26 protein-coding genes are annotated in these 25711 nt (G+C 36.9%); 10 read left to right on the forward strand and 16 right to left on the reverse strand.

Annotation, left to right across the window (positions count from 1 at the left end; translation table 11 throughout):
- Positions 1 to 21: 21 nt before the first annotated feature.
- Positions 22 to 258, reverse strand: coding sequence for an acyl carrier protein (locus IPP64_17495; GenBank protein ID MBL0331157.1), 237 nt, complete (start codon positions 256 to 258; stop codon positions 22 to 24).
- A gap of 74 nt (positions 259 to 332) precedes the next feature.
- Positions 333 to 1001, reverse strand: a complete 669-nt coding sequence (locus IPP64_17500) for a nitroreductase family protein (GenBank protein ID MBL0331158.1) — start codon at positions 999 to 1001, stop codon at positions 333 to 335.
- Positions 1002 to 1039: 38 nt separating this feature from the next.
- On the opposite strand from IPP64_17500, the gene purN reads away from it, so the two are divergent.
- From purN to rnhA, 3 genes are all read left to right on the forward strand, one after another.
- The gene (purN, locus tag IPP64_17505) at positions 1040 to 1612 is read left to right on the forward strand and encodes a phosphoribosylglycinamide formyltransferase (GenBank protein ID MBL0331159.1); all 573 of its coding nucleotides are present in this window, start codon (positions 1040 to 1042) and stop codon (positions 1610 to 1612) included.
- A 68-nt stretch (positions 1613 to 1680) separates the two neighbouring features.
- Positions 1681 to 2259 (forward strand): MarC family protein, encoded by a 579-nt coding sequence (locus IPP64_17510; GenBank protein MBL0331160.1) that lies wholly within the window; start codon positions 1681 to 1683, stop codon positions 2257 to 2259.
- 1 nt (position 2260) lies between these two features.
- On the forward strand, positions 2261 to 2713 hold the full coding sequence (rnhA, locus tag IPP64_17515; protein ID MBL0331161.1) for a ribonuclease HI: 453 nt from the start codon (positions 2261 to 2263) through the stop codon (positions 2711 to 2713).
- Between the two features lie 5 nt (positions 2714 to 2718).
- Here rnhA and IPP64_17520 read toward each other — a convergent pair whose 3' ends face one another.
- From IPP64_17520 to radA, 7 genes are all read right to left on the reverse strand, one after another.
- Complete coding sequence (locus IPP64_17520; protein MBL0331162.1) at positions 2719 to 4299, reverse strand: tetratricopeptide repeat protein; 1581 nt, start codon at positions 4297 to 4299, stop codon at positions 2719 to 2721.
- Between the two features lie 10 nt (positions 4300 to 4309).
- Positions 4310 to 5098: an SDR family oxidoreductase gene (locus tag IPP64_17525; protein MBL0331163.1), complete on the reverse strand. Its 789-nt coding sequence runs from the start codon at positions 5096 to 5098 to the stop codon at positions 4310 to 4312.
- Between the two features lie 67 nt (positions 5099 to 5165).
- Entirely contained in the window at positions 5166 to 6302 is a 1137-nt protein-coding gene (locus tag IPP64_17530) for an NAD(P)/FAD-dependent oxidoreductase (GenBank protein ID MBL0331164.1), read from the reverse strand.
- 35 nt (positions 6303 to 6337) lie between these two features.
- Positions 6338 to 7042, reverse strand: a complete 705-nt coding sequence (locus tag IPP64_17535) for a methyltransferase domain-containing protein (GenBank protein MBL0331165.1) — start codon at positions 7040 to 7042, stop codon at positions 6338 to 6340.
- Positions 7035 to 8117, reverse strand: coding sequence for a type III polyketide synthase (locus IPP64_17540; protein ID MBL0331166.1), 1083 nt, complete (start codon positions 8115 to 8117; stop codon positions 7035 to 7037). Before IPP64_17540 ends, IPP64_17535 begins: the two co-directional genes overlap by 8 nt.
- A gap of 78 nt (positions 8118 to 8195) precedes the next feature.
- Positions 8196 to 9101, reverse strand: a complete 906-nt coding sequence (locus tag IPP64_17545) for a UbiA prenyltransferase family protein (GenBank protein ID MBL0331167.1) — start codon at positions 9099 to 9101, stop codon at positions 8196 to 8198.
- 49 nt (positions 9102 to 9150) lie between these two features.
- Complete coding sequence (gene radA, locus IPP64_17550; protein ID MBL0331168.1) at positions 9151 to 10524, reverse strand: DNA repair protein RadA; 1374 nt, start codon at positions 10522 to 10524, stop codon at positions 9151 to 9153.
- 166 nt (positions 10525 to 10690) lie between these two features.
- Between radA and IPP64_17555 the strand changes: the two genes are divergently transcribed.
- The gene (locus tag IPP64_17555) at positions 10691 to 11338 is read left to right on the forward strand and encodes a hypothetical protein (protein ID MBL0331169.1); all 648 of its coding nucleotides are present in this window, start codon (positions 10691 to 10693) and stop codon (positions 11336 to 11338) included.
- A 23-nt stretch (positions 11339 to 11361) separates the two neighbouring features.
- On the opposite strand, the gene IPP64_17560 is transcribed toward IPP64_17555, so the two are convergent.
- The 4 genes from IPP64_17560 to IPP64_17575 form a co-directional block, all read right to left on the reverse strand.
- A complete protein-coding gene (locus tag IPP64_17560) occupies positions 11362 to 11901 on the reverse strand; it encodes an adenylyltransferase/cytidyltransferase family protein (protein MBL0331170.1) in 540 nt (179 codons plus the stop codon).
- A gap of 58 nt (positions 11902 to 11959) precedes the next feature.
- Positions 11960 to 12964, reverse strand: coding sequence for a flippase-like domain-containing protein (locus IPP64_17565; protein ID MBL0331171.1), 1005 nt, complete (start codon positions 12962 to 12964; stop codon positions 11960 to 11962).
- 16 nt (positions 12965 to 12980) lie between these two features.
- Entirely contained in the window at positions 12981 to 13331 is a 351-nt protein-coding gene (locus IPP64_17570) for an aspartate 1-decarboxylase (protein MBL0331172.1), read from the reverse strand.
- A 66-nt stretch (positions 13332 to 13397) separates the two neighbouring features.
- Positions 13398 to 14285, reverse strand: coding sequence for a pantoate--beta-alanine ligase (locus IPP64_17575; GenBank protein ID MBL0331173.1), 888 nt, complete (start codon positions 14283 to 14285; stop codon positions 13398 to 13400).
- Between the two features lie 153 nt (positions 14286 to 14438).
- On the opposite strand from IPP64_17575, the gene IPP64_17580 reads away from it, so the two are divergent.
- The 5 genes from IPP64_17580 (at position 14439) to IPP64_17600 (ending at position 19981) form a co-directional block, all read left to right on the forward strand.
- Entirely contained in the window at positions 14439 to 15275 is an 837-nt protein-coding gene (locus tag IPP64_17580) for a glycogen/starch synthase (GenBank protein ID MBL0331174.1), read from the forward strand.
- Between the two features lie 9 nt (positions 15276 to 15284).
- Positions 15285 to 16688, forward strand: a complete 1404-nt coding sequence (locus IPP64_17585) for a DUF4270 domain-containing protein (protein ID MBL0331175.1) — start codon at positions 15285 to 15287, stop codon at positions 16686 to 16688.
- Positions 16689 to 16692: 4 nt separating this feature from the next.
- Positions 16693 to 18534 (forward strand): glutamine--fructose-6-phosphate transaminase (isomerizing), encoded by a 1842-nt coding sequence (gene glmS / locus IPP64_17590; GenBank protein MBL0331176.1) that lies wholly within the window; start codon positions 16693 to 16695, stop codon positions 18532 to 18534.
- Between the two features lie 67 nt (positions 18535 to 18601).
- A complete protein-coding gene (locus IPP64_17595) occupies positions 18602 to 19327 on the forward strand; it encodes a sulfite exporter TauE/SafE family protein (protein ID MBL0331177.1) in 726 nt (241 codons plus the stop codon).
- 9 nt (positions 19328 to 19336) lie between these two features.
- The gene (locus tag IPP64_17600) at positions 19337 to 19981 is read left to right on the forward strand and encodes a DUF1801 domain-containing protein (protein ID MBL0331178.1); all 645 of its coding nucleotides are present in this window, start codon (positions 19337 to 19339) and stop codon (positions 19979 to 19981) included.
- Positions 19982 to 20050: 69 nt separating this feature from the next.
- Here IPP64_17600 and IPP64_17605 read toward each other — a convergent pair whose 3' ends face one another.
- From IPP64_17605 to IPP64_17615, 3 genes are all read right to left on the reverse strand, one after another.
- Positions 20051 to 20590 (reverse strand): 3-hydroxyanthranilate 3,4-dioxygenase, encoded by a 540-nt coding sequence (locus tag IPP64_17605; protein ID MBL0331179.1) that lies wholly within the window; start codon positions 20588 to 20590, stop codon positions 20051 to 20053.
- Between the two features lie 5 nt (positions 20591 to 20595).
- Positions 20596 to 22008 (reverse strand): T9SS type A sorting domain-containing protein, encoded by a 1413-nt coding sequence (locus IPP64_17610; GenBank protein ID MBL0331180.1) that lies wholly within the window; start codon positions 22006 to 22008, stop codon positions 20596 to 20598.
- Between the two features lie 88 nt (positions 22009 to 22096).
- Positions 22097 to 24400: a TonB-dependent receptor gene (locus tag IPP64_17615; GenBank protein ID MBL0331181.1), complete on the reverse strand. Its 2304-nt coding sequence runs from the start codon at positions 24398 to 24400 to the stop codon at positions 22097 to 22099.
- Between the two features lie 153 nt (positions 24401 to 24553).
- Here IPP64_17615 and dprA point away from each other — a divergent pair, with 153 nt between their 5' ends.
- On the forward strand, positions 24554 to 25651 hold the full coding sequence (dprA, locus tag IPP64_17620; GenBank protein MBL0331182.1) for a DNA-protecting protein DprA: 1098 nt from the start codon (positions 24554 to 24556) through the stop codon (positions 25649 to 25651).
- Positions 25652 to 25711 lie beyond the last annotated feature (60 nt).

Here is a 25711-nt window from a genome sequence, read left to right on the forward strand (position 1 = left end):
TAAATAAATCTTTTGGGAGAATTATTTTGCGTTTGCTTCAATGTAAGCAATTGCATCACCCACAGTACCAATCTTTTCAGCTTGATCATCAGGGATAGCGATGTTGAATTCTTTTTCAAATTCCATGATTAATTCCACAGTATCCAATGAATCTGCTCCTAAATCATTTGTAAAGCTTGCTGTTGGTGTTACTTCTTTTTCGTCTACACCTAATTTATCAACGATGATAGCTTTTACTTTTGTTGCAATGTCTGACATTTTTTTAAATGTTTTTGGGTTAATTTTGGGTGCAAAGATATAGTTATATGCATAATTACAAAAAAATATACGAATTATTCATAAAAAACATGCATTTGTTCTAATGTTTTTCGCTTTAAATCAGGCACTTGCGTGTTATTTGCGAGGTATCCGACCGGAATGAGCAAAAAAGGGCGCTCATTTTCAGGTCTGTCGAGTAATTTACATAAAAAATTCATCGGACTTGGCGTGTGGGTAAGGGCTACAAGCCCGGCATGATGAATGGCGGTTAACAAAAAACCAGCTGCAAGTCCAACAGATTCGGTTACATAATAATTATTTTTTTTCTGCTCATTCTCTATTTCATACACTCTTTTGAACACAATTATGAGTGCAGGAGCTGTTTCCAAAAATGGTTTTTCCCAATTTGTTCCCAAAGGTGCCAAATCATCCAACCATTCATCCGTCATTCGACCATGATAACTTTCGTATTCTTCCTTTTCTGCCGCCAAACGAATTTGTTTTTTTAAATCCGGGTTCGTAACCACACAAAATGTCCAAGGTTGTTTGTGTGCCCCTGAAGGCGCAGTAGATGCGGTTAAAATAAGGTTTTCAAGAACTTCTTTCGGAATCGGTTGACTAGAAAAATCACGCACGGTTCTACGCTGATCCATCCATTGATAAAAAGCTTTGCTCTTTGCTATCATTTCCGGTTCAGGGTAGGATTCCCTTGTATAACGTATATAAGGATATGTTTTTTCCATTTTAAATCTGCTTTTTGTAAAAATAGTACTTTTGTAGCATGATTAAAAATGTAGCCATTTTTGCTTCGGGCGAAGGAACCAATGCACAAACAATTATTGATTATTTCAAATCTTCCAAAGATGTAAAAATTGCATTGGTGGTTTCCAACAAATCCACTGCTAATGTTTTGAATCGTGCAACGAATAATAACATCCCTACTTTATTGATTGATAAACATTCGTTTTTTGAAACAAACGAAGTGGTTGATTTTTTAAAAAAGACAAACATTGATTTAATTGTATTGGCTGGATTTTTATGGATGATTCCAAAAAATTTGATTGTCGCCTTTCCAAATAAAATTGTAAATATTCATCCTTCGCTTTTACCAAAATTCGGTGGAAAAGGAATGTACGGAATGCATGTGCATGAAGCAGTGATTGCTGCGAAAGAAAAAGAAAGCGGCATCTCCATTCACTTTGTAAACGAACAGTACGATGAAGGAAAAATAATTTCACAACACAAATGTGATATACAAGAATATGATTGTGCTGAAGATTTAGCAAAAAAAATTCATGAACTTGAATACGAGCATTTCCCGAAAACAATTGAAAATTTATTACTAGTAAAATAGGTTAAATAAGTTACTTTAGGCACAACCTAATTTAACCCAATTAACTGTTAATCTTAACTAACTTAACTATGCACTTCGACTTTAAACAAATAGCAACACTCAGCATGATTTTATTTGCTGTAATTGACGTAATTGGTTCACTTCCTGTTTTACTCGACTTACAAGGCAAAGTAGGGAAAATACAATCCGAAAAGGTAACGGTCGTTTCAGGCATCATCATGATTGTGTTTATGTTTGTTGGTGAACAAATATTAAATCTGATTGGAATTGATGTAAGTTCGTTCGCCATTGCAGGCTCGTTTATCATTTTCTTTTTAGCCTTGGAAATGATTCTCGGTGTAAAATTTTACAAAGATGATACTGCTGCAACGGCATCTATCGTTCCCATTGCATTTCCATTAATTGCCGGCACAGGAACATTAACCACCTTGCTTTCACTTCGTGCGGAATATTACATTGAAAATATTTTAGTAGCAATCATTATAAATTTAATCTTTGTTTACATCGTACTGCGAAACACATACAGACTGGAAAGGTTATTGGGCCCGGGCGGTATTAATATTTTGAGAAAAGTATTTGGAATTATTCTATTGGCCATTGCTGTGAAGTTGTTTACAACACATGCAGGATTAATCATGCACAAGTAATATGATAAAAATATATACAGATGGTGCTTCTCGCGGGAATCCTGGTCCGGGTGGATACGGAGTTGTGATGATTGCCGGCACTCATCGTAAAGAAATTTCGGAAGGATTTAAATTAACGACTAACAACCGCATGGAATTGCTAAGTGTAATTGTTGCTTTAGAATCCTTAAAAAAGGATGGGACTTCCGTTACAGTATATTCCGATTCAAAATATGTGGTGGACTCTGTTGAATTAAAATGGGTATTTGGTTGGGAGAAAAAAAATTTCAAAGACAAAAAGAATCCTGATTTATGGAAACGCTTTTTAAAAATCTACAGGAAACACATTGTGAAATTTGTGTGGGTAAAAGGACATGCATCTAACGTTGAAAATAACCGTTGTGATGAATTAGCTGTGGAAGCTGCTTTGGGCGGACACTTGAAAGTGGATCATGGATATGAAAGTGAAAAATAATACCGCTATTTTTTCAGCTCTTTCATTTTTTTATCGATATACTTTTCTGTAGGCAATAAACTTTGCTGTATACGCTTAGCATAACGAATACTATCCAGGATTTCTTTTTGTTTTTCCTCAATCATCTGCTTTTGCAATTGCGTTTCTTGCTCTTTGAGTTCAATGACCTTTTTTTGTTTTTGTGTTACCTTAAATCTATTAAAAATAAATACGGCAAAAACAATCACCAAAATTAAACCGCTGTATAATGCAAAACGTTGAGTTCGTTCTTGTTTAAATTTAACCTGGTTTAATTTTCGTTCATCTGCAACAATCAAACTATCCGCAGTTTGTTTTTTATCAAAATCATACTGCATTTGCTGCTGAACAGATTTTCTTGTATTTTCCTCGTTATACAAACTGTCTCTAAATTCCACAAACAGTTTATAATTTTGATATGCTGCTTGCCAATTTCCCTGCGCACTGTCTACTCTTGACAAACCATTGTAACTGAGTTTAAGGCTTGCCATGTCTCCTATTTTTTTTGACGTTGTTAACCCTTGTTCAAAATACTTTTTTGATTCTCCAAATTTTTTCGTGTCGAAATTAATTTCGCCAAGGTTATTATATGAAACAGCCATTCCTTGAATATCACCAATTTCTTTTCGGATACTTAAACCTTTTAAATTATTCTCATTCGCTTCAGCATATTTCTTCTGATACAAATAAATATTCCCGATATTACTATATGCAGTAGCGATTCCCTTCTTATCGCCCATTTCATAAACTAATTTTAATGCAAGTGTGTAGTTTTTTAATGCCGCAACATAATTCAATTGATCAGAATAAACATTCCCGATATTATTATATGAATTTGCGATTCCATGTTTATCGTCCAGTTCTAAAGTCAATTTCAATGATAAAAAATTATTTTTCAGGGATTCCGTATAATTTTTCTGTTCAGAATAAACTGCAGCAATATTATTGTATGCATCTGCCATCCCACGTTTATTTCCAAGTTCTTCATGGATTTTGAGGGCACTAAAAAAATTCTTTAACGCTTCAGGAAAATTTCCCTGGTAATAAAAAACAAGTCCAATATTATTATATCCTGCCGAAACACCTTTTTTATCGCCCAACTCCTTTCTCAACTTTAATCCACTCAAATAATTTTTTAGTGCGGCAGGAAAATCACCTTGTTGGTGATACAGGATTCCAATATTATGGTAAGAAGAAGCAACACCTTTTTTATCATTTAGGTCTTGATTCATTTTAAGGGCATTTAATGCCATTTTTAAGGCTGATTCATAGTTCCCTTGATCGCCAAATGCATTTGAAAGACTGTTTAAGGATTTTGCAATCCCTTTTTGCCAACCAAGCTTTTTTGCAAGTGTATGTGCTTCTTGGGCGTACACCATTTCTTTATCATAGTCGCCAGAATAATAACACTCAAAACTTAATTCATTTAAAACATTTACTTTGTTGGTATCTTCCTTTACAGATTTTAATACCTTCAACAGAGAATCGGTTTTGTTTCCTTCAGCATGAAGAGATGTCTCCACCAGAAACAAAATGAGTAGAATAGTATTTTTAAAGGCTCTTTTCAAGATTCAATCATTACAAACTCCCCGTTCTTCCGCCATCCACCGGAACATTTATCCCAGTGATATAAGAAGCAGCTGGTGAAGCTAAAAATGCAACAGCGTTTGCCACTTCAGAAGGTTCGGCAAAACGCCCCAATGGAATTTCACTTTCCATTTCGTTTTTGATTTCGTTTAACGACTCTCCTGTATTTTTTGATTTGTTTTCAATAATTGCACTTAGTCGTCCGGTAAGTGTTGCGCCTGGAAGTACATTATTTACAGTGATTCCGTAAGATGCTACTTCATTGGCTAAGGTCTTGCTCCAATTCGCAACAGCGGCACGGATGGTATTTGAAACACCTAAATTTTTCAATGGAATTTTTACCGAGGTACTGATGATGTTGATGACACGACCATATTTTGCTTCTTTCATTCCACCCAATAATGCCTGTACTAAAATATGATTACACACCAAATGATTGTTGAACGCTTGTAAAAACTCGTCCACCTTTGCATTTTGGATAAGTCCGCTTGGAGGACCACCTGTATTGTTTACCAAAATATGAATCGCTCCATTGGTAGCAACATAACTTTCCAATTTCTCTTTTAACTGATTCGATTGTTGAAAGTCCGCCACTAAGAAATTATGTTTTTGCCCTTTCGAAACATCTAAATCTTTCATTGCTGTTTTTAAGGATTCCTCATTACGAGCAACCAACACAATATTTGCACCTAACAATGCCAATTCCATTGCAGACGCTTTTCCTATACCTTGTGTACTTCCGCACACCATCGCTGTTTTTCCTGATAAGTCTAAATTCATAGTGTAAAAATAACATTTTTTTTCTTAGCGCTCTCTGAGCCTTTTAAGCATGTCCAGCGGTTAGATTTTAGAATGGTTTTCCGTGAGTCGATTTCACAACCATGTTTCTTAGAAACGGAAATGTTTTTAAAACAGATATCGCGAAATTTGTCATGGTGGTGTTTTTCAAAAGCTTTTGTAAAAATTCAGAAAAGACAACTCTGTTTTTAAACTGTTTTTTCCAGAAGTGCTGATAGTTTTTTTCCAATTCAGCACGTGTACTTTTTTTATTAAAATAGTCCACTAACAATTGATTCATATAAAACGAGCTCCGCATGGCCATACTCATACCATTTCCACTTAAGGGAGCAATGTTTCCGGCAGTATCGCCTAGCATTAAAATGTGATTTTCAACTGCATTTTTATACCCAATTTTAATTTGCGAAATAGCCAAAGGTTCTTCAAATAAAAATTTTGATTTAGAAAAGTATCCCTTTAAGAATGGATTTTTAAACAGCACAGCTTCCTCCATGCTTTTGATATCCCCATTGTGCTTTTTCAAATTTTCAGAATCGGTTAAATAACACAAGCAATAACGACTTCCTTCGATCTTAGAAAGACCACAATAGCCGTTTTCAAAATTGTGTAGTTCAATTAAATCGTTTGGGAAGTCAATGTTGATATGGTATTTAATGCCTACGTAATTCTTTCCCGACTTTTCTTCTTTTGTAAATTCCCGACTGAGTTTGGTGTCGAGGTTGCTTTTTTTGCCCCAAGCACCAACACAGATATCTGAAATAAAACTTCCTTTTGTGGAGTCGATTGTAAATTTTTCGTTTTCAAATTTTACATCATTTACTCTACAATCATCTAACAGAAGAACGCCTTTGGCTTTTGCAATTTCAGCCAATTTAGAATCCAACAAATATCTACTGATTCCAAAGCCTCCTAAATCTAATTGATGTTTTAATAATTTTCCGGAAGGAGAGGAAACGTGTAATTGCGTTATTTTTGGTAGATTCAATTCCGTTAAATTCAATCCCAATCGTTCCAAAAAACCCCACGATTCCATGGAAATGTATTCACCGCAAACTTTATGAAAAGGATATTTGTTTTTTTCGAATAATACACAAGAATAACCGGCATCGGCCAGTTGAATAGCAAGTGTTAAGCCTGCCAGACCGCCACCGATAATAGATACTTTATTTGAGTTGGTGATTTGCATTTTTACCACTAAGACACTAAGAACATTAAGTTACACTAAGATTTTCTATTTAGAACTAAATACCGGAACGCCCATTTCCATTTTATACTACAACCAACAACCTCCGCCTTAATCAACAATTGATTCAACTCTTCTTTTCTAAAGCCTCTCAATACGGATAATGGCGCATCGTTTTTTACCAAGGTGGAACCATTCAACAAGCGTGTTAAAAATTTGATACTGTAATAAGCAAACCAATGACGTTGTAAATCGTTGATGATAAATCCAGCTTTGGCGTATTGATTCATGTATTGAAATAGTTCTACCAATTCCTCATCTTTTAAGTGATGACAAAACAAGGAGCAATGAACAATATCAATGGTTGTATTTGATTTTAGATATTCGCGGTAATCGCTCACAACTCCGGTAATCTCAGGAAAGGCGTTGCATTCCGTTTCCATAAATCGAATGGCATCTGCATTCATATCTACACCAATCAATTCAACTTTATGCTGATTTTTTTTTGCCCATTCTGCAATTTTCTTCATTGCATCTCCACCTCCACAACCAATATCAACAATACGATATGTTTTGTTTTTATCCTTTACCAATTTTTTGATTCCGGAAAGTGTAATTGCATGTCCGCCCAACAAACGATTCACAACATCTAATTCGCGAAGATTTTTAAATAGCAATTCTTTCGGGATGTTGGGAGCATCCAATAATTCAAGTTCGTAAGAGCGATGAGAAAATTTACTCATAAGCGAAGAAAGCGGTTTCGATACTTAATCCGGGGCCAAAGCCAATTGAGAAAATCGTTTCACCGGTTTTCATTTCTTTTAAAAGTTCGTTTAAGACAAAGAGAATGGTGGGAGACGACATGTTACCGAATTCGTCCAAAATTTTATACGATGCATTTGTGTCCGAATCTGATAATTGCAATTTATCTTTAATGACATCTACAATTCTCTTTCCTCCGGGATGAATTGCCCATTTGGAAATTGAATCCGGTTGTATGTTTAATTTTTTTGTTGCATTCAGCACAATTGCATTCACCTCATCACCAATTATCTCCGGAATTTTAGCATCCAAAATCATTTCAAAATTTACGGGAGTGATGTTCCAACCCATCAAGTCTTTTCCTTTATTTAAAAGCAATGAATAAAAACCGGTTATGTTTAATCCTCGGTTCACATCATCTGCAGAAGTGAGCACAACTGCTGCTGCACCATCACCAAAAATGGTGTTCGATAATAAATTATCGTGATTGTTTTTCGGTTGAAAATGCAACGTACACAATTCTACACTCACAATAAGTACTTTTGCTTGGGCATCCGATTTCAAAATTAAATCAGCAATTTTCAGGGCATGAAAAGCGGCATTACAGCCTAAGAAATTTACACCGGTATGAAAAATATCGTTGGGTAAATTTAATTCTTCCATCAGCACAGCATCCAATCCGGGTGCATAGAGGCCGGTACAAGAAACAGTAATAAGGTGGGTGACTCCAAACGTTTCAACAGTTGTATCTAATTTTGTAAATGCATCCTTCACGGCTGCAAGTGCCAGCGGAATGGCTCTTTCTTTAAAAACACTCAGCCTATTTTCAACATTTGCTGTTGATGGTGTTCCATTAAAAAAGATATGTTGCTGATTTGTTTTATCAAAATCAGGGAGTACTGAATAACGAGCACTAATGCCACTGTTATTAAACAATACATTGAGTTTTCGTGACGTCACTTCATTCCCGTATGCTGCTTGCATAAATTCCAATATCGCTGGTTGTGCTGTGCGATGCTGCGGTACTGCTGTTCCTATGGATATAATTTTACTCATCTTTTCCTTTCTGTCGATTTGTGCGGAGCCGACTACTTCCTTATTCTTTCGTTGTTAAGCCTACTTGTTCCCATCTGACTAAAACCAATGAAAATTCTGATTCAATAGTAATGCTATGAAATAAATATTCATGCAGGTAGAAGCCATCAGATTCATACTCATCGTGTTTTCAAAATTGGCATGCGTAGCATCTTTTCTCACCTTGTTAAACCAAAAAAGCAAACGCAACACCACCGGCAACATCAATGTCAAAAACAAAAATAAAGCGGTGAGTTGTTCTTTTTTATCGAAATAATAAAAGAGCAAACCCGTTGCAAGTCCGAACATCAGGGATGAAAACACAAAGGTTCCCAAATATCCCAACTTATAACTGATGGTTGTTACGCCATCTTTTTTATCTGCATCGTGCTGGTAAATTTGTGTGAGCGGATAAACACTTCCAATAAACAAACTGGCAACAGCCATACAAATTACGTTATTGAGTGTAAAATAGTTTTCGAATGAGAATTCGGTGACAGCTGACGACACCATTAAATACGTAAAGGCTCCTTGAAAAAGAAAAACCGTTAAAAAACCAATTACCGCATATTTTTTCAATCGCAACTTCCGATAGCTGTAGGCACGTGATATCAATACATATAATAGAACCAAGACAGAAAAGTTTATCGAGACGGATAATGCAAACAAAACGCCTAGGCCATCCAATAACAAAGTTGCATAAAATAAATTTTCGGTTACTTTGGGCGGATGTTTTAATCCTCCGATACTCGTTTCATCTTTATCCTGATAACTGTTATAACCATTACTGGAAGGATAAATAAAAACGTGTAGAATAATAAATGCAATGATTGTGTTTTTTAAACTATAGGTATCGCTTTGACTTAATGCAAAAAGAAAAACAGGCATCAAATGATAAGAAAAAGGCAACCGCAAATGTTTAACGGTGTTTTTATCAAACCAGGATATGATGTTTATGTTTGGCATACATACAAAGGTAGGGAATTAATGTATGTACATATAATTTGATTGGATTTTAACCAAACAACAAACTAAACACCTCTTCTATCTTACCCACCATGGTAATTTTGATGTGGTAGTTTTTTAAATCGAGTCCTTTTTTGTTGTATTTGGAAATAAAGATGTGTTCGAAACCCAGTTTTTCTGCTTCTGAAATTCGTTGATCGATTCGATTAACAGGGCGAATTTCTCCACTCAAACCTACTTCACCAGCGAAACACACTTTCGGAGAAATAGGCATATCTTCATTGCTCGAAAGCACAGCACAAACCAATGCCAAATCAATTCCCGGATCTTCCACTTTTATTCCTCCAGCAATATTCAAGAAAACATCTTTCACACCCAATCGAAAGCCGCAACGTTTTTCTAAAACAGCCAGTAACATCGACAATCTTCTCAAATCAAAACCGGTAGACGAACGCTGAGGAGTTCCGTATGCAGCGCTACTTACCAATGCTTGCGTTTCAATCAACATCGGGCGCATGCCTTCCATGGTTGCAGCAATGGCAACTCCACTTACTAATTCTTCTCTTGCGGTAATTAATATTTCGGAGGGATTGCTTACTTCACGCAATCCACTTCCTTGCATTTCATAAATTCCTAATTCGTTGGTAGAACCAAAACGATTTTTTGCTGTTCGCAATAATCTGTAAACATGGTTTCTATCTCCTTCAAATTGCAAAACCGTATCCACCATGTGTTCCAACACTTTCGGTCCTGCTAAGCTTCCATCTTTTGTAATGTGCCCGATTAAAAAAACAGGAGTGCCGCTTTCTTTGGCATAACGCAAAAGCTCCGCAGTACATTCACGTATTTGCGAAACACTTCCCGGTGAAGATTCAATATGTGCTGAGTGTAATGTTTGAATGGAATCAATAATCACAAAATTCGGCTCCAGTTGTTCTATTTGCTTAAAAATATTTTGTGTGGAGGTTTCTGTTAAGATGTAGCAATTGGGGTTTTGCATCCCGATGCGCTCGGCACGCATACGAATTTGTTGTTCGCTTTCTTCGCCAGAAACATAAAGCACTTTTAAGTTCTTCATATTAATCGCTACTTGCAACATCAACGTAGACTTTCCAATTCCCGGTTCACCACCAAACAAGGTTAACGAACCCGGAACCAATCCACCACCAAGAACACGAGAGAGTTCTTTATCATACAATTCGATGCGGTGATGTTGTTCTAAATTTATTTCGGTTACAAGTTGTGGTTTAGAAGCTCTTTGCGAACTGGTGCTTGCGATACCCGGAGTTTTAGCCTCATCGCCTTTTGAAACAACTTCTTCTACATAGGTATTCCATTCATTACATGAAGGACACTTGCCAATCCACTTTGCGGATTGAGTACCACAATTTTGACAAAAGAAGGATGTTTTTGTTTTCGCCATTTTATTCAAAGCGAAAGTAGAAATTCTTCTGCTAAAAAAAGCGTTTGTTGATAAACAAAATCAATAAGGGCATCCGTACTGGTACGGATAAAAAAATACCTACAGGTACGCATTTCGTCATCTCATTTATTCGCTGACTTTTGTAGCAAATTCAAGAAGAACAATTATGAAAAAACGATGTCTCTTTTTTGCTGTGATGATTTTCTTAGCAGGGAATACATTTGCACAATCTTTTAAATTCGGAACCATTGCAGCGGATGCCGGCTTGGGATTTGGAATCTATGGAATACGTGCGTATTCCCCAGTTAACTTGCAAGAACATTCCGGAATTGGTTTTGTTGGAACATTTCCTTGCGTTAATGCCGAATTTGGTGTTGCCCGCTTTTTAGGAGCCGGTGTTCGTTACAGGAGAGGTACTTATGGAAGATCTGGAGATAATAAATTACGAGGCTCCGACTTTTTAGTCCGGGTGAACTTTCATGTTGCCAATAAAAACGACAAGTTTGATTTACCAATTGGAGTTGGTTTCGGAACCAGTAGTTTCGGAGGCGACATTGATGACACTCAATTTATAAGAGCAAAAGGAACGATGTTAAACATTCATGTTTCTCCACACTTCTACTTTGGTAAATATATTGGAATGCATTTGAGTGTGGGATACAACAAACACATGCTGAATAACAACATTCAACTAAAAGACAGTTCAGGAAAATTATGGACGGATGCAGATGGCGCAACCTGGAATATGGATGGTGTATATTTCGAATTCGGAATTTCAGGCAGATTTCATCTCTTTAATAAGGACAAAGAATAGACATTCAAAATAAAAGCTTCGGGTTACGAAGCTTTTATTTTTTGTTCTATTGCGGTGGTTGAAAATCCTTCTAAAAATTCAATCGTCTTTACAACTCCATTGTTTGCTTTCACACGTTCGGAACCCACAATGTATTTTTTACTGTCTTTGTTTGTTTCGTTTGCATCATAATCTGCTCCTTTCACTAACACTTCGGGTTTTACAAAATCTATTAAATCGGACGGAGTATCTTCATCAAAAATAATTACTCCGCTTACAAAATGTAATGATGCTAAAATTAAGGCACGCGTTTGTTCATCCTGTAACGGACGGGAGTTGCTTTTCCCTAAACGTTTAACGGATGCATCACTATTTATTCCCACAATTAATCGCCCACCCAAGTCACTTGCCTTCGCCAAATAATCAACATGGCCGCGATGAAGGATGTCAAAACAACCATTCGTAAATACGATTTTATCTCCTTTAAATCGCCAAACGATTAATGGTTTTAAAAGTGTTTCGCGGGTAAATATTTTTGATTGAATAATTTCCAGTGCCGGAAGTTTATGATTGTATGGAACCATTTTTAAGTAATTAGGTGATTAAGTAACTAGGTAACTAAGTGGGGTAAAAATAAGAATTTTATTCCTCTTGCTTTGTTGTTTTATTGAGCACTGCCAACAAAATTAATGACAGGAATCCAACAGACATGATGAGCACAAATTGGGATGTCCAAACGGCCCATGCAAAAGCAAAAGCGGAAGCATAGGAAATGACGTAAATGGAAGTAAGAATTTGAATCACGATGAGTTGATACGCTCCCGTTCCGCCCGGAACAGCGATAACACCTAAGCTGCCAAACACAACAATTACAACCGCCACCATTACAGGCAAGTGTGCTGTTTCAGGAAAAGCAAAGAAACAAACATATACTTGCATCACATACATAACCCAAATGAGGATGGTGTGGACGATGAACCAAATTGGTTTTTCAACATTCTTAATGCTAATCAATCCATCCCATAATCCTTTCACAAAACCTTTGGCTTTTCCGGAAATAAGGGATTGAATTTTTTTGCGGAAATAAAACAATCCGATTGCACCCACAACAAGAACAATTCCGGCAATGATTACAAAGGTTTGTTTTTGCATCAAGGCATTAAATTTTTCTGCCACGGTGTTAAAGATAAGGTCATTTGCAATTCCGGAAATACGCTCAAATTCCATTCCCAGTGCTGCAAAAAAGATCAGTATCAAACAAACCACATCCAATGCGCGTTCGGAAATAACCGTTCCGAATCCTGCAGTAAAAGGAACCTTTTCATATTTGGTCATCAAGCCACAACGCGACACTTCACCCAAACGAGGCAAAGCAAAGTTGGCAAGATATCCAACCATTACCGAAAAAAATGTATTGGAAGTTTTGGGAGAATAACCCAGCGGCTTTAGAAGTAGTTTCCAGCGCAGTGCTCTGAAATAATGACTCAGTCCACTAATGATGACCGAAAGAAAAATCCAGAAATAATTGGCGTTGTTTAATGAGGTTTTGATATTCGCAAATTCTTCATCGGTTGTTTTGCGCAATGCCAGCCATATTAATCCAACTCCCAATCCTAAAAAGAACAGGAATTTTAATATGTTGAGCATTTGTTTTTTCAAAATACTATCTTAAAGAATTTGTTTTTGAATCCGGGAAAACAACGGTAGGCTTATGCGTTTTAGCAACTTCAAAGTCCATAGAAGCATACGAAACAATAATGATTTCGTGACCAACCTTTACTTTTAAAGAGGCAGGGCCATTCAAACAAATTACTCCTGAACCACGATCTCCTTTGATAACGTAGGTAGTAAATCGTTCTCCGTTGTTGTAATTAAAGATATCCACCTTTTCATTTTCGATCAGGTTGGCTGCATCCATCAGGTTTTCGTCAATCGTCACCGAACCGATGTAATCTAAGTCGGCTTGTGTAACGCTAACGCGATGTATTTTTGATTTTAAAACTTCTATTTGCATATCGGAAGCAAAACTAAATAAATAAATTTGATTGTCAGGTAGGTTTTTAGACGGAAGGGGGAATTATTAGTATAAAACGACATTATCGATCAAACGCACCGCCCCAAGTTTAACTGCGATACAAACAACTGCACTTTTGCTGTGGTTAAAATCTGCGATGGGTTGTAAAGTATCGGCATCGGAAATTTCGATGTACTCCAAGAAGACAGAAGGAACCGTCTTAATATGATCTTCTGCCCACGTTTTTAACTCCGTTGTTGATTTTGACAAGTAGTCGTTTTGTATTTGGAAAAGCGTTTGAGAAATCACAGCGGCCAATTCCCTTTCCTGTTTTGTCAATCGTTCATTTCGGGAGCTCATGGCCAAACCATTGGGTTCGCGCAAAATGGGGCATGCGATAATTTGAATAGGCATTCCCAGCTGTTGAACCATGCTTCTGATAATCGCCAGCTGCTGGAAATCTTTTTGTCCGAAATAGGCCTTATTCGGTTCAACAATCCGAAAGAGTTTGCTCACTACCTGAGCCACGCCATTAAAATGTCCGGGACGCTGCGCCCCTTCCATTACTTTTTCCAAATCGCCAAAATCAACCATTTTGCCTTGTGTCCAACTTTTATCCTCTATTTTCTGACGTTTGAGCTCCAATTCTGCATGCGTATACATTTCTTTTACTTCTGGAGCGAAGACAATATCGCACCCTGCTTTTTCAAGTAACTGGCAATCAGCATCTAAGGTTCTGGGGTATTTATCTAAATCAGATAAGTCATTGAATTGGGTGGGATTCACAAAAATACTACACACCACCACATCACAATCAACTTTGGCACTGTTTACGAGGGAAATATGACCGGCATGGAGGGCACCCATAGTCGGAACAAAACCAATTGTTTTTTTTTGGTTTCGTATACTATTTAAGTGATTTTGAAGTTGTTCTATTGAATTAAAAATAATCATTCGGCTAAAAAGTGTTAATAAGCAGCAAAATCAACATTAATCGCCCTGTTTTTCCGACAAAACAGGCCAAATCTAATATTAATACTTTGAAATATCGGAAATTTTTACTTACTTTTGTATACTTTTTTGAAAACCTAACCTTAATTCGATCTTATGAAGAAGAAAGCTAGAGTTCTTTTTGTATCGCAAGAAGTTACCCCGTATTTAGATGAAACACCTATGAGTGTTATCGGACGAAAATTACCACAAGGAATACAAGAACGAGGCAAAGAAATCAGATTATTCATGCCAAAATTCGGAATCATTAATGAAAGAAGAAATCAGCTACACGAAGTAATTCGTTTATCAGGAATGAATCTGATTATTGATAACAACGATCACCCGCTTATTATTAAAGTTGCTTCCATTCAAGCAGCACGCATGCAAGTTTATTTTATTGATAATCAAGAGTATTTTGAGCGTAAACACATTTTAACAGATAAAAAAGGCGAGCATTTTGCCGACAATGACGAACGTGCCATTTTCTTTTGCCGCGGTGTTATTGAAACTGTTCAAAAATTAGGCTGGTCGCCTGATGTGGTTCACCTTCACGGATGGATGACAAGTTTAACAGCCCTTTATTTGAAAAAATCATTTAAAGACAACCCTTTGTTTGCAGAAACAAAAATTGTGTATTCGGTTTATGATGATGAGTTTACAACTCCACTTCATAAAGATTTCGCAAAAAAAGTATTGCACGAAGGAATTGAAAAAGGAGATGTGGAACATTATAAAAACCCTACCTTTGTAAACGTAAGTAAAGCTGCTATCGATTTAGCTGATGGTATCATTAAAGGAAGTGCAAAAATTAATTCGGATGTAGAAAAATACATCAAAAAATCGGGCAAACCTTATTTGGATTTTGTTACCGGTGATAACAACGAATACATTGATGCTTACTCTGATTTTTATGATGCAGTGTTAGAGGAAGTGGCAGAAATGGTTGACTAATTATTTTTTATGAAAATACAGAACAGCATACCTCAAATTTTGTCTCGAGCAATCGGGACAAAATTTTTTTTTATACTACCGCTTTGCTTAAGCATTAGCCTTACTTCCTGTGATGAAACCAGTGTTGTTGGATTAGATGTGCAACCGGAAAATGATTTATTGAATGTGGGGTATCAAGATACCACCACCGTTTTTACACGGACATTTGATGGCGATTCATTAAATACGGATGAATCACTTATTTCGTCAGGAGTAGGACTCATCGGAAAATACATTGATCCCGTTTATGGAACTGCTACCGCTTCCATGTATACACAAGTGCGCTTACCAAGCAACATTCTATCAACCACTTTTGGAACAGCTCCTGTTTGTGATTCAATTGTTTTGTCGTTGGTTTACGATGGACCTGTTTATGGTAAAAAAGATAGAAAACCACAAACATTAAATGTTTATCAACTTTCGGAAAGTGTGGTTTCTTCTACAATTTATTATTCTAACGCAACACTTTCTAAATTCCCAACAGATTTAACAGCAACAGATGGTTATGTTTTTGAACCTCGCCCACTCGACAGTGTTACGTTTCTTGGTGATACCTATAAACCGCAACTGCGTGTTCCATTGGACAATGCATTCGGACAATTGCTCTTAAACAATCAATCTACCGGAAACCTGGCAAACAATACTGCTTTCCAAAGTTTTTTTAAAGGATTGTATTTAACAACGGAAAACACAACTACCTTATCATCACCTGACGAAGGAAATATCATGCACTTTAGAATGGGTGAATCAAAAATTACGATGTATTACCACAATAGTAATGCAACCAACAATGATTCATTGGCCTTTGATTTCAGCTTAGGAAGTGTTGCTCGTTTCAATCATTTTGAACACAACTATTCTGCAGGCGGAGTGAATGCTGATTTAGTCAATCAAATTGGAACATCCGGAGCAGCACAAAACGCTACTGTGTTTGTACAAGGAATGTCGGGTGCAAAAACAAAAATTACGTTCCCGTATTTAATGAACTGGGTGAACAATGGAATGATTGGTATCAACAAGGCAGAATTGGTTATCAGTGTCGACACCAGCTTATCTACTTACATGCTAGATACCTTTGCCGCTCCTGCTGCCTTGGTATTATTCGGAATAAATGATGACGGAACAACGTATGCGATTCCGGATGCGTTTGAAGGCTCTTCTTATTTTGGAGGAACACTCAACTCCGGAACCGTTCAATATCGATTTAACATTGCGCGTTACATCCAACAAATTTTGGATGGCGACAGAAACAATAATGGATTATACATCCTCACGTCAAATGGTGCAAACCTTGCCAACAGAGCTGTATTGTGCGGAGGAAGTTCGACTTCGCGTCCAATGAAATTAAATATTACTTACACAAAACTACATTAACAAGATGTGTGGAATCGTTGCATATATCGGAGAAAAACAAGCGTATCCTTTTTTAATTAAAGGATTACAACGTCTTGAATATAGAGGATACGACAGTGCCGGAGTGGCGATGTTGGAAAATGGAAACCTCAACGTTTATAAATGTAAAGGAAAAGTGGTGGACCTCCACAACTTTATCGGAGAACAAAATAAAGGTGGCAACATTGGCATTGGCCACACCCGTTGGGCAACCCATGGTGTGCCGAACGATGTGAACGCGCATCCGCATTATTCCGCTTCCAAAAATATGGTGATGATTCACAACGGAATCATTGAAAATTATGGTCCGTTAAAAGCCGAACTCATCAAACGTGGACATGTATTTTTAAGTGATACCGATACCGAAGTATTGATTCATTTAATTGAAGACATTCAAGAAAAAGAAAATGTTCGTTTGGGTGAAGCAGTTCGTATTGCATTAAACCAAGTGGTTGGAGCGTATGCGATTGTGATCCTTTCAAAAAATAATCCCGATGAATTGTTTGCTGCAAAAAAAGGCAGCCCGATGGTTATCGGTATCGGTGAAAACGAATTTTACATTGCATCCGATGCAACACCTATTGTGGAGTATACCAAAAATGTGGTGTATCTGGAAGATGAAGAAATCGCTTTTATCGAACGAGGCAAAGAATTAAAAATCAAAACGATTAAGAACAAAGCAAAAACGCCATACGTCCAAGAATTAGAATTGCAATTGGAAGCTTTGGAAAAAGGTGGTTACGACCATTTTATGTTGAAAGAGATTTACGAACAACCACGTTCAATTAAAGACAGTATGCGTGGTCGATTGAGCTCGGAAAAAGGTGTGGTAAATTTGGGTGGAATTACCGAGTATGAACAAAAATTTTTAAATGCAAAACGCATCATCATCATTGCCTGCGGTACATCGTGGCATGCAGGATTGGTTGCAGAATATTTATTTGAAGATTTAGCACGCATCCCAGTTGAAGTAGAATATGCTTCGGAATTCCGTTACCGCAATCCGATTGTTTATGAAGACGATGTGGTGATTGCCATTTCACAATCCGGAGAAACAGCGGATACATTAGCAGCGATAGAATTAGCAAAATCAAAAGGAGCAACTATCATTGGAGTATGTAATGTTGTTGGATCATCCATTGCACGCGCAACACATGCTGGCTCTTACACACATGCCGGACCGGAAATTGGTGTGGCATCCACAAAAGCATTTACTGCTCAAGTAACCGTATTAACATTAATGGCGTTGCGTATTGCGTATCGCAAAGGAAATATTTCCAACTCTCGTTTTCATACGTTGATTAGTGAATTGGAAGCTGTTCCTGCAAAAATAGAACGTGTATTACAAACCAACGATAAGATAAAATACATTGCCGACATTTATAAAAATGTTAGCAACGCATTATACCTTGGTCGTGGATACACCTTCCCTGTTGCTTTAGAAGGAGCATTGAAACTAAAAGAAATTTCGTACATCCATGCAGAAGGCTATCCTGCTGCAGAAATGAAGCACGGACCAATTGCTTTGATTGATGAAGAGATGCCAGTTTTTGTGATTGCAACCAAAGGAACATCTTACGAAAAAGTAGTAAGCAACATTCAGGAAGTAAAAGCACGTAAAGGAAAAATTATTGCAATTGTTACCGAAGGAGATACACAAGTAAAAGAGATGGCTGATTACACTATTGAAATTCCGGAGACGGATGAAATTTTGGTGCCATTGGTTTCTGTTGTGCCATTGCAATTACTTTCCTATCATATTGCTGTAATGCGCGGTTGCAACGTGGATCAACCACGAAACTTAGCTAAATCGGTAACTGTTGAATAAGCTCTAAAACAAAACAATAAAATGCTTCACCTTGTGTGAAGCATTTTTTTTACACGCATACAATTCAATGATTGAAAATCTCCCGCTCTTTATCTTCCTCGTTCTCCTTGCAGAAATTGTTGGTACAATTGGAGGATTCGGCTCTTCCTTATTCTTTGTTCCGATTGCTACTTATTTTTTAGATTTTCATTCGGTGCTTGGTATCACCGCATTGTTTCATGTTTCCAGCAATCTCTCCAAAATTATTTTTTTCAGAAAAGGATTTGATAAAAAGCTAATTTTCTCAATTGGAATTCCGGCTGTCGTTTTTGTAATCGTTGGCGCCTACCTCAGCAAATTAATTGATACTACTATTTTAGAATTTTCGCTGGCCATCTTTTTAATTGTAGTAAGTTTAGTTTTTCTCATTTTCAAAAATCTTGAATTAAAACCAACACTTCCCAATGCTATTGGTGGAGGAGTGATTTCAGGGTTTGTTGCCGGACTATTGGGAACCGGTGGCGCCATCAGAGGTTTAACCTTAGCTGCTTATAATTTAAAGATGGAAGTATTTATTGCTACATCCGCTATCATTGATTTGGCAATCGATTCCAGCAGAAGTGTCGTTTACTTTTTTAACGGATATATGCGAAAAGATTTACTTTATCTGATTCCGATTTTACTGGTGGCAAGTATTATCGGAACCTATATTGGTAAAAAAATTCTGACTAAAATTTCAGAAATTCAGTTTAAATACATTGTGCTTTTATTAATTTTGGCTACAGGAATTATTACTCTTGTGAAGGCATTTTAAATTTACACAATGAAAAAAATAAACAGTATTGATCAGCACATTGCTCAGTTTCCAAAGGAAACACAACAGTTGTTAGAACTCTTGCGCATGACCATTCGTCAAGCGGCACCAACAGCTGAAGAAGTCATCAGCTACAGCATGCCTGCATTCAAACAAAACGGAGTATTGGTATGGTTTACCGGTTATAAAAATCACATTGGTTTTTATCCTTCTTCTTCACCCATTGAAATTTTTAAAGAGCAACTCACAAAATATAAAACGTCAAAGGGTGCTATTCAATTTTCATTGGATAAGCCATTGCCTTTGCCACTTATAACTAAAATTGTAAAATTCAGAATAAAACAAGATTCAGAAAAAGCGGTCGCAAAAAAGAATGTAAAAAAATGTTCGAAAGGACATACGTTTACAAAAACGAGTGCTTGTCCTACTTGTCCCATTTGTGAACAAAAACGAAAACCAAAGGAAGGGTTTCTTTCTTACTTCGCGGCTCCTGCAAGAAGAGCTTTAGAAAACAAAGGAATAAAAACGGTGAAGCAGCTTTCTAAGTTTACACAAGCTGAAATGATGGCATTGCATGGAATTGGTCCTTCCAGTTTGCCAATCTTTCAAAAGGCATTAAAAAGTGAAGGACTCACATTTAAAAAGAAAGCCTAACCACTTCCAATAAAAAAACCAGCGATTGATTTTGTCAATCGCTGGTTTTTTGTTTTAAAACTTTTTTTGTTAATGCGCGTTTTCCTGTTTTGCTGCAACAGGTGGTTCCATCACAGCACCACATTTTTTGCATGTACGCAAATCGATGCTTCCATAAAAGTGAGCAAACGTTTCTTGAAACTGCGTCATAATATTTGTCAGCTTAAATTTTTTCACAAACAACGGTTCGTTGCACTTTTCACAAAACCACATCAACCCATCTTCTTCACCTTCTCTGCGTTTGCGTTCAATCACCAATCCAACAGTATTTGCAGGACGGCCGGGGTTGTGCGGAACGCGAGGCGGCAACAAAAATATTTCACCTTCTTTAATCGGGACATCTACCGCTTTTCCATTTTCCTGAACTTTCACAGTTACATCACCTTCCAACTGGTAGAAGAATTCTTCGCTCTCATTGTAATGATAATCTTTACGGGCGTTGGGGCCACCAACCACCATGATAATAAATTCGGTATCCTCATATACAACTTTGTTGTTTACAGGAGGTTTTAAAAGATGACGATTGTCGTCAATCCATTTTTTGAAATTAAAAGGGCGTGTGATCATAATTAACTTTATTTTTCTATAATAATTTTTTGAACGGTTCGATTTTGATTCTTTTTGCTTTTTGCCGAAATAAAATAAACACCAGCTGCGAAATTTGAAATGGATATTTTAGTGTTTTCAATACTTGTTTTTAGAGTTTCGCCCAAGATATTAAAAACTGTTATCTCATAGTCATCCATATCCTCCCCTTCAATTAAAATTGTTATTTCATCCCTTGCAGGAACTGGAAAAATATTCAATTTGGGTTTTTGAATTTCGCTTTCATTAACTCCGACATTGCAATTCGCTATTTCACAACCTGCGCTATCTACCTTAATAAGCCACGAATCTTGAGTTGATAAATAAGTGGTACCAGTCATAACAAATCCATTATCTGTAGTCAATTTTAAATCAAAAAGATCATTGTAAATACTCCCTTTATAGTAGGTTCGCATCCATTTTTCATTTCCCGAACTATCTACTTTTATTAATATGCCTTGAGGGCTACCACTTGATACTACACCAGAGCAGACCACACTACCATCACTCAATATTATAGGGACAGCAAAAAGCTGTTGATCACCTATTCCGCCATAGGTTTGCTCCCAGATTGTAGCTCCTGTTTTTGTTAACTTAGTAATATAGGCCTGGTACGATAATCCTGTAACAAATTTTGATCCTACTAAAACATAAGTACTATCAGCAAATTGTTGAATAAATCCCTGGCCTGCTGAACCAGCAATAGTTCTCTCCCATTGAAAATTACCGTCTTCATCTGTCTTAACAATGTACATTTGACCTGATTGATGCCCTGTCAATAAATATCCATTATCTAATGTTTTAATTCCGCTGTATGCTTCTTCTTGTGCACTCGTTCCAAAAGTTTTTTGCCATTGAAACCCACCCAAACTATCAGTTTTAACCATGTAAAAGTCAGACTGGCCACTACCATAACTGGTAGTAGCCCCTATAAGCACGAAACCACTATCAGCTGATTGTATTGTTATGTTAGCTACATCCAAACCACTCCCACCATACATTTTCATCCAAAGAGTGTCAGCACTGTTATTTAATTTAACTAGCAGAGCATTACCGCTGTCTGTTGAATCAAGAAGATTAATTATTGTTCCACCAAAGGCAATTTTATTATCATTTGTTCTAATCAATGAATTTGAATAGCCTGTATAATATGCAAACTGATTTTGAGGAAAACTTTTGGTCCATATCGTATCTCCAGAATAATCTGTTTTAACAAAACTCATAGCCCTATAACTTGTTGTTATTTCTTGACCAAGAACCAAATAACCAACCGAGTCATCTAATACAGACGTTGAACCATGAGCTATTCCACCTATTTCATACGAATTATTGAAATAAGTTTGAGCAATGGATTTACAAGCAAATAAATATAAGGCTAACGCTAATTTAAACCAGAATTTCATTATTTCGATATGATTATCTTTTGCTTTTCAACAATTCCCTGTTCTGTTTTTAAAACATATAAATATATCCCGCTATTAATTTTTTTATTTAAAATTTAACAGTTAGTTGCAATACAAATACTCTTGGAGGTTGTATATCCATTGGTCGTCCCATCACTTCACGGTTGAACATGTTGTTGACGATGAAGGAAATTTTTGTTGTTTTCATCAGTTGATACGACAAACGATAATCAAAAATATAATCGCCTTGGTCGTGTGCTGCACGGTATTCTTTCATCCCTGGAAAGAATACCACAAAATACGAATCGATATTTTCCATAAAACTATTCGCACGCACACTTAAGCCAGTACTTACTTTTTTATACCCCAACTCTACATCTCCTTTTCCGGAATGTTTAAAACGGTATTTCAACAAATTATTTTTTGTGGTGTTAAATGCTGAATCGCGCGCCAAATCAAAATTGGTTTGTATGGCATCAATGTAGGTATACCCCAACAAAACTGCGACATCTATCGGTCCGATTTTCCCTGCACCCATCATTGAAACGTCAATTCCTTTGATGCGTGTGTTTCCAATATTTTTAGATTGAAAACCTAATCCGTACGTTGGAGGAACCGATGGACCATATTGACCAAATGTAAATTCCATCATGTTATTGTATTCAGTCCAAAAGGCAGCCACATCCAAATATCCTTGCCATTCACCCAAACGCAAACCTTGTTTTATACCAATCTCGCTGCTCCATCCACTTTCCGGCTTTAAGCTATCATTCGGATAAATATCCAATCCGCTGGCACTTGTTTTAATGTATCGCTCTGCAACAGACGGGAATCTGAAACCTTGACCGAAAGAGGCTCTCACGTAGGTCGCTTTAAACAAATGGTAATTGGCTCCTGCACGAAAAACCGGCTTTACTTTCGATTGTTTTGCAATCGGTTTCGATCTATCCATCAGCAAATACACATCTTCTTTTGTTTCTACCGAATCGGTTTTAAAATATTCACCTCGGGCACCAACAGAAACGGTCAGCTTTTTCCACTTCTTATCCAACTGCGTGAACAAAGAGGTATTTGTGCTAAAGTGTGTGCCATAAAGCGGACCGGAATGTACTTCATTGTAATTGTACACAGCGCCCATGGTCCAGGTTAATCCCTTTTCAAATCGTTTTTGAAATTGATATTCTGTATAATAAACATCTGCGGTTGATTCCTGATCGGTATTATTTTTATTCACAGTACGGAAAAATCGTCCACGCAATGTATGGCGTGCATTGTTTTTAGTAAAGTAGGTCATGTAGGGATCAATGTTGGTGCGATAGGTGGTGTAATGACTTAAATCACCACCTGCAGGGCGATATGCTCCGGAATCAGCATTTTCCCAAACTAAAAACAAACCGCCTTTTGTACGAATAGTATTGGCATTTACACCGACCTGTAATCCTTGCAATTTCCCTTTAAAGCGGTAGCGCAAATTGGTGTTGGCACGATAACGCTGTTCGGTTTCCAAATAACGGTATCCATCATCATCGTATAAATTTCCACCCAATACAATATCGAATTGTTTTATTTTTTGTGCATGGTAAAAATTGATTCCACTATAAGTCGGTTGTGTATCGCCCCACCACCAAGCTAAAGAATCTCGTCTAGGACGATCGTAAACACCACCATAGAAATGTATTTTTGTTTCCGGTTCATTTTTAGCGTATGCGGTTCTGAAATTAATAACACCATTCATTGCAGACGATCCGAATAAAGCAGAAGAAGCACCTTTGATGACTTCAATCTGTTCGCAATTTTCTACGGGTAAAAATGTCCACTTCACATCACCGGCATCTGCAGTAAGCATGGGCATTTCATCTACCATCACCAAAACACGACTTCCCGCTCCGTAACTAAAGCCACTTCCACCTCGGATATTCGCTTGTCCATCAATCACATTTACACCCGGCACCTGATCAACAGCATTTTCGATGGATTGAATGCTTTTGTTTTCAATCAAGGAAGGTTTTAATACTTCCATTGAAACGGTAACTTCGTTTAAATTTTGTTCGAATTTTCCGGCAGAAACGACTACGATTCCCAATTGTTTCGAATCACTTTCCAAAACAATGTTATTGATAACCGTATCGTTGGCTTTCAATTCAATCGTTACAATTTGAATCTTAAATTCCAACGATTTGTATTCTATTTTATGTTTTCCTTCGGTGGTTTTGAAAAAGTAATTTCCGTTGATGTCAGTAACCGTTCCAGTGGTATCATCTACGACAACTGCAGCTCCCACAAGTGTTTCCTTACTTTTGGAATCGGAAATTTTACCTTTTAAATAGGCATCTTGAGCAAACAAAGACGCAGAAATACTAATAAAAAAAAGCGGAGTAAGTATTTTTTTCATTCTCAATGTATTCGTTTCTATAATGCTAAATTTTGTAGCAATTGCCTGTGAATTCAACTATAAAGTAGAACTCACATTTATAATTTAATAAATTTGTTCTGAAGGAGTTCTTATGGAACAAATAAGTATAGTGCAAGATACAAATTATAAATTATGGATGAAAATTTGAAATATAAAATTGCAATCAGTCTGATTCCACATATTGGCGACATGAGAGCAAAACGTCTTATTTCATATTGCGGGAGTGCGGAAGCAGTATTTACAGAGAAAAAATCGGCCTTAGAAAAAATACCAGGAATAGGAGACGCTTTTGCCAAAGCCGTTATTAATCAAAAGGTATTTAAACGTGCGGAAGAAGAAATAAAATTCATTCAAAAAAACAATATTACTCCGTTATTTTATCTCGACAAGGAATATCCGAAACGTTTAACACATTGTGAAGATAGTCCGGTGATGCTCTATTTTAAAGGAAAAGCAAATTTAAACACCGAAAAAGTCATCAGCATCATCGGTACACGCGAAGCAACCGATTATGGAAAACAGTTATGTGAAAAACTGGTTGCAGATTTAGCACCTTTTCATCCAATTATTGTAAGTGGCTTGGCGTATGGGATCGACATTTATGCGCACAAAGCAGCGATGGAGCATAACTTAACAACAGTTTGTGGTTTGGGGCATGGGTTGGATAAAATTTATCCCGCGGTGCACAAATCGTTTGCTGAAGAGATGTTGGAGAATGGTGGTTGGCTAAGCGACTTTACAAGCGGAGTAGTTCCAGACCGAGAAAATTTTCCGAGAAGAAATCGAATTGTGGCAGGCATGGCGGATGCAACAATTGTGGTTGAATCAAAAGCTGTTGGTGGCTCGTTGATAACCGCAGATATTGCCAACAGTTATAACCGCGATGTATTTGCTTTTCCTGGACGTGTGAATGATGATTGCTCGGCAGGTTGCAACAATTTAATCAAACAAAATAAAGCGGCATTGATTCAATCCGCGGCAGATGTTATTTACATTATGGGATGGGAGCAGCAAACAAAAAAAGCGCCTGTTCAAAAACAATTGTTTGTAGAATTAAAACCGGAAGAAGAAATTTTAGTGAATGTAATTAAAGGAAAAGACAGTATCAATGTGGATGACATTTGTTTGTTTGCAAAAATGCCGATGAGTAAAGTGTCATCTTTATTACTTACACTTGAGTTTTCAGGGATTGTGAGGTCGTTGCCGGGAAAAATGTATCGGTTGAATTAGATTTCACTTTATAAGAAACATCGAAATCAATCCCCCTAACCCCCTTTTCAAAGGGGGAAT

This window comes from Bacteroidota bacterium, assembly GCA_016722565.1.
GTDB lineage: Bacteria > Bacteroidota > Bacteroidia > 2-12-FULL-35-15 > 2-12-FULL-35-15 > 2-12-FULL-35-15.

Bases quoted from the DNA above. Each gene is read 5' to 3' on its own strand.
- IPP64_17535 (MBL0331165.1), bottom strand. From the start codon at position 7,042: ATGAGTAAATTTTCTCATCGCTCTTACGAACTTGAATTATTGGATGCT.
- IPP64_17540 (MBL0331166.1), bottom strand. From the start codon at position 8,117: ATGAGTAAAATTATATCCATAGGAACAGCAGTACCGCAGCATCGCACA.
- rnhA (MBL0331161.1), top strand. From the start codon at position 2,261: ATGATAAAAATATATACAGATGGTGCTTCTCGCGGGAATCCTGGTCCG.
- IPP64_17500 (MBL0331158.1), bottom strand. From the start codon at position 1,001: ATGGAAAAAACATATCCTTATATACGTTATACAAGGGAATCCTACCCT.
- IPP64_17565 (MBL0331171.1), bottom strand. From the start codon at position 12,964: ATGCTCAACATATTAAAATTCCTGTTCTTTTTAGGATTGGGAGTTGGA.
- IPP64_17615 (MBL0331181.1), bottom strand. From the start codon at position 24,400: ATGAAAAAAATACTTACTCCGCTTTTTTTTATTAGTATTTCTGCGTCT.
- glmS (MBL0331176.1), top strand. From the start codon at position 16,693: ATGTGTGGAATCGTTGCATATATCGGAGAAAAACAAGCGTATCCTTTT.
- IPP64_17545 (MBL0331167.1), bottom strand. From the start codon at position 9,101: ATGCCAAACATAAACATCATATCCTGGTTTGATAAAAACACCGTTAAA.
- IPP64_17560 (MBL0331170.1), bottom strand. From the start codon at position 11,901: ATGGTTCCATACAATCATAAACTTCCGGCACTGGAAATTATTCAATCA.
- radA (MBL0331168.1), bottom strand. From the start codon at position 10,524: ATGGCGAAAACAAAAACATCCTTCTTTTGTCAAAATTGTGGTACTCAA.
- IPP64_17595 (MBL0331177.1), top strand. From the start codon at position 18,602: ATGATTGAAAATCTCCCGCTCTTTATCTTCCTCGTTCTCCTTGCAGAA.
- IPP64_17495 (MBL0331157.1), bottom strand. From the start codon at position 258: ATGTCAGACATTGCAACAAAAGTAAAAGCTATCATCGTTGATAAATTA.
- IPP64_17575 (MBL0331173.1), bottom strand. From the start codon at position 14,285: ATGATTATTTTTAATTCAATAGAACAACTTCAAAATCACTTAAATAGT.
- dprA (MBL0331182.1), top strand. From the start codon at position 24,554: ATGGATGAAAATTTGAAATATAAAATTGCAATCAGTCTGATTCCACAT.
- IPP64_17600 (MBL0331178.1), top strand. From the start codon at position 19,337: ATGAAAAAAATAAACAGTATTGATCAGCACATTGCTCAGTTTCCAAAG.
- IPP64_17555 (MBL0331169.1), top strand. From the start codon at position 10,691: ATGAAAAAACGATGTCTCTTTTTTGCTGTGATGATTTTCTTAGCAGGG.
- purN (MBL0331159.1), top strand. From the start codon at position 1,040: ATGATTAAAAATGTAGCCATTTTTGCTTCGGGCGAAGGAACCAATGCA.
- IPP64_17610 (MBL0331180.1), bottom strand. From the start codon at position 22,008: ATGAAATTCTGGTTTAAATTAGCGTTAGCCTTATATTTATTTGCTTGT.
- IPP64_17570 (MBL0331172.1), bottom strand. From the start codon at position 13,331: ATGCAAATAGAAGTTTTAAAATCAAAAATACATCGCGTTAGCGTTACA.
- IPP64_17580 (MBL0331174.1), top strand. From the start codon at position 14,439: ATGAAGAAGAAAGCTAGAGTTCTTTTTGTATCGCAAGAAGTTACCCCG.
- IPP64_17510 (MBL0331160.1), top strand. From the start codon at position 1,681: ATGCACTTCGACTTTAAACAAATAGCAACACTCAGCATGATTTTATTT.
- IPP64_17525 (MBL0331163.1), bottom strand. From the start codon at position 5,098: ATGAATTTAGACTTATCAGGAAAAACAGCGATGGTGTGCGGAAGTACA.
- IPP64_17530 (MBL0331164.1), bottom strand. From the start codon at position 6,302: ATGCAAATCACCAACTCAAATAAAGTATCTATTATCGGTGGCGGTCTG.
- IPP64_17585 (MBL0331175.1), top strand. From the start codon at position 15,285: ATGAAAATACAGAACAGCATACCTCAAATTTTGTCTCGAGCAATCGGG.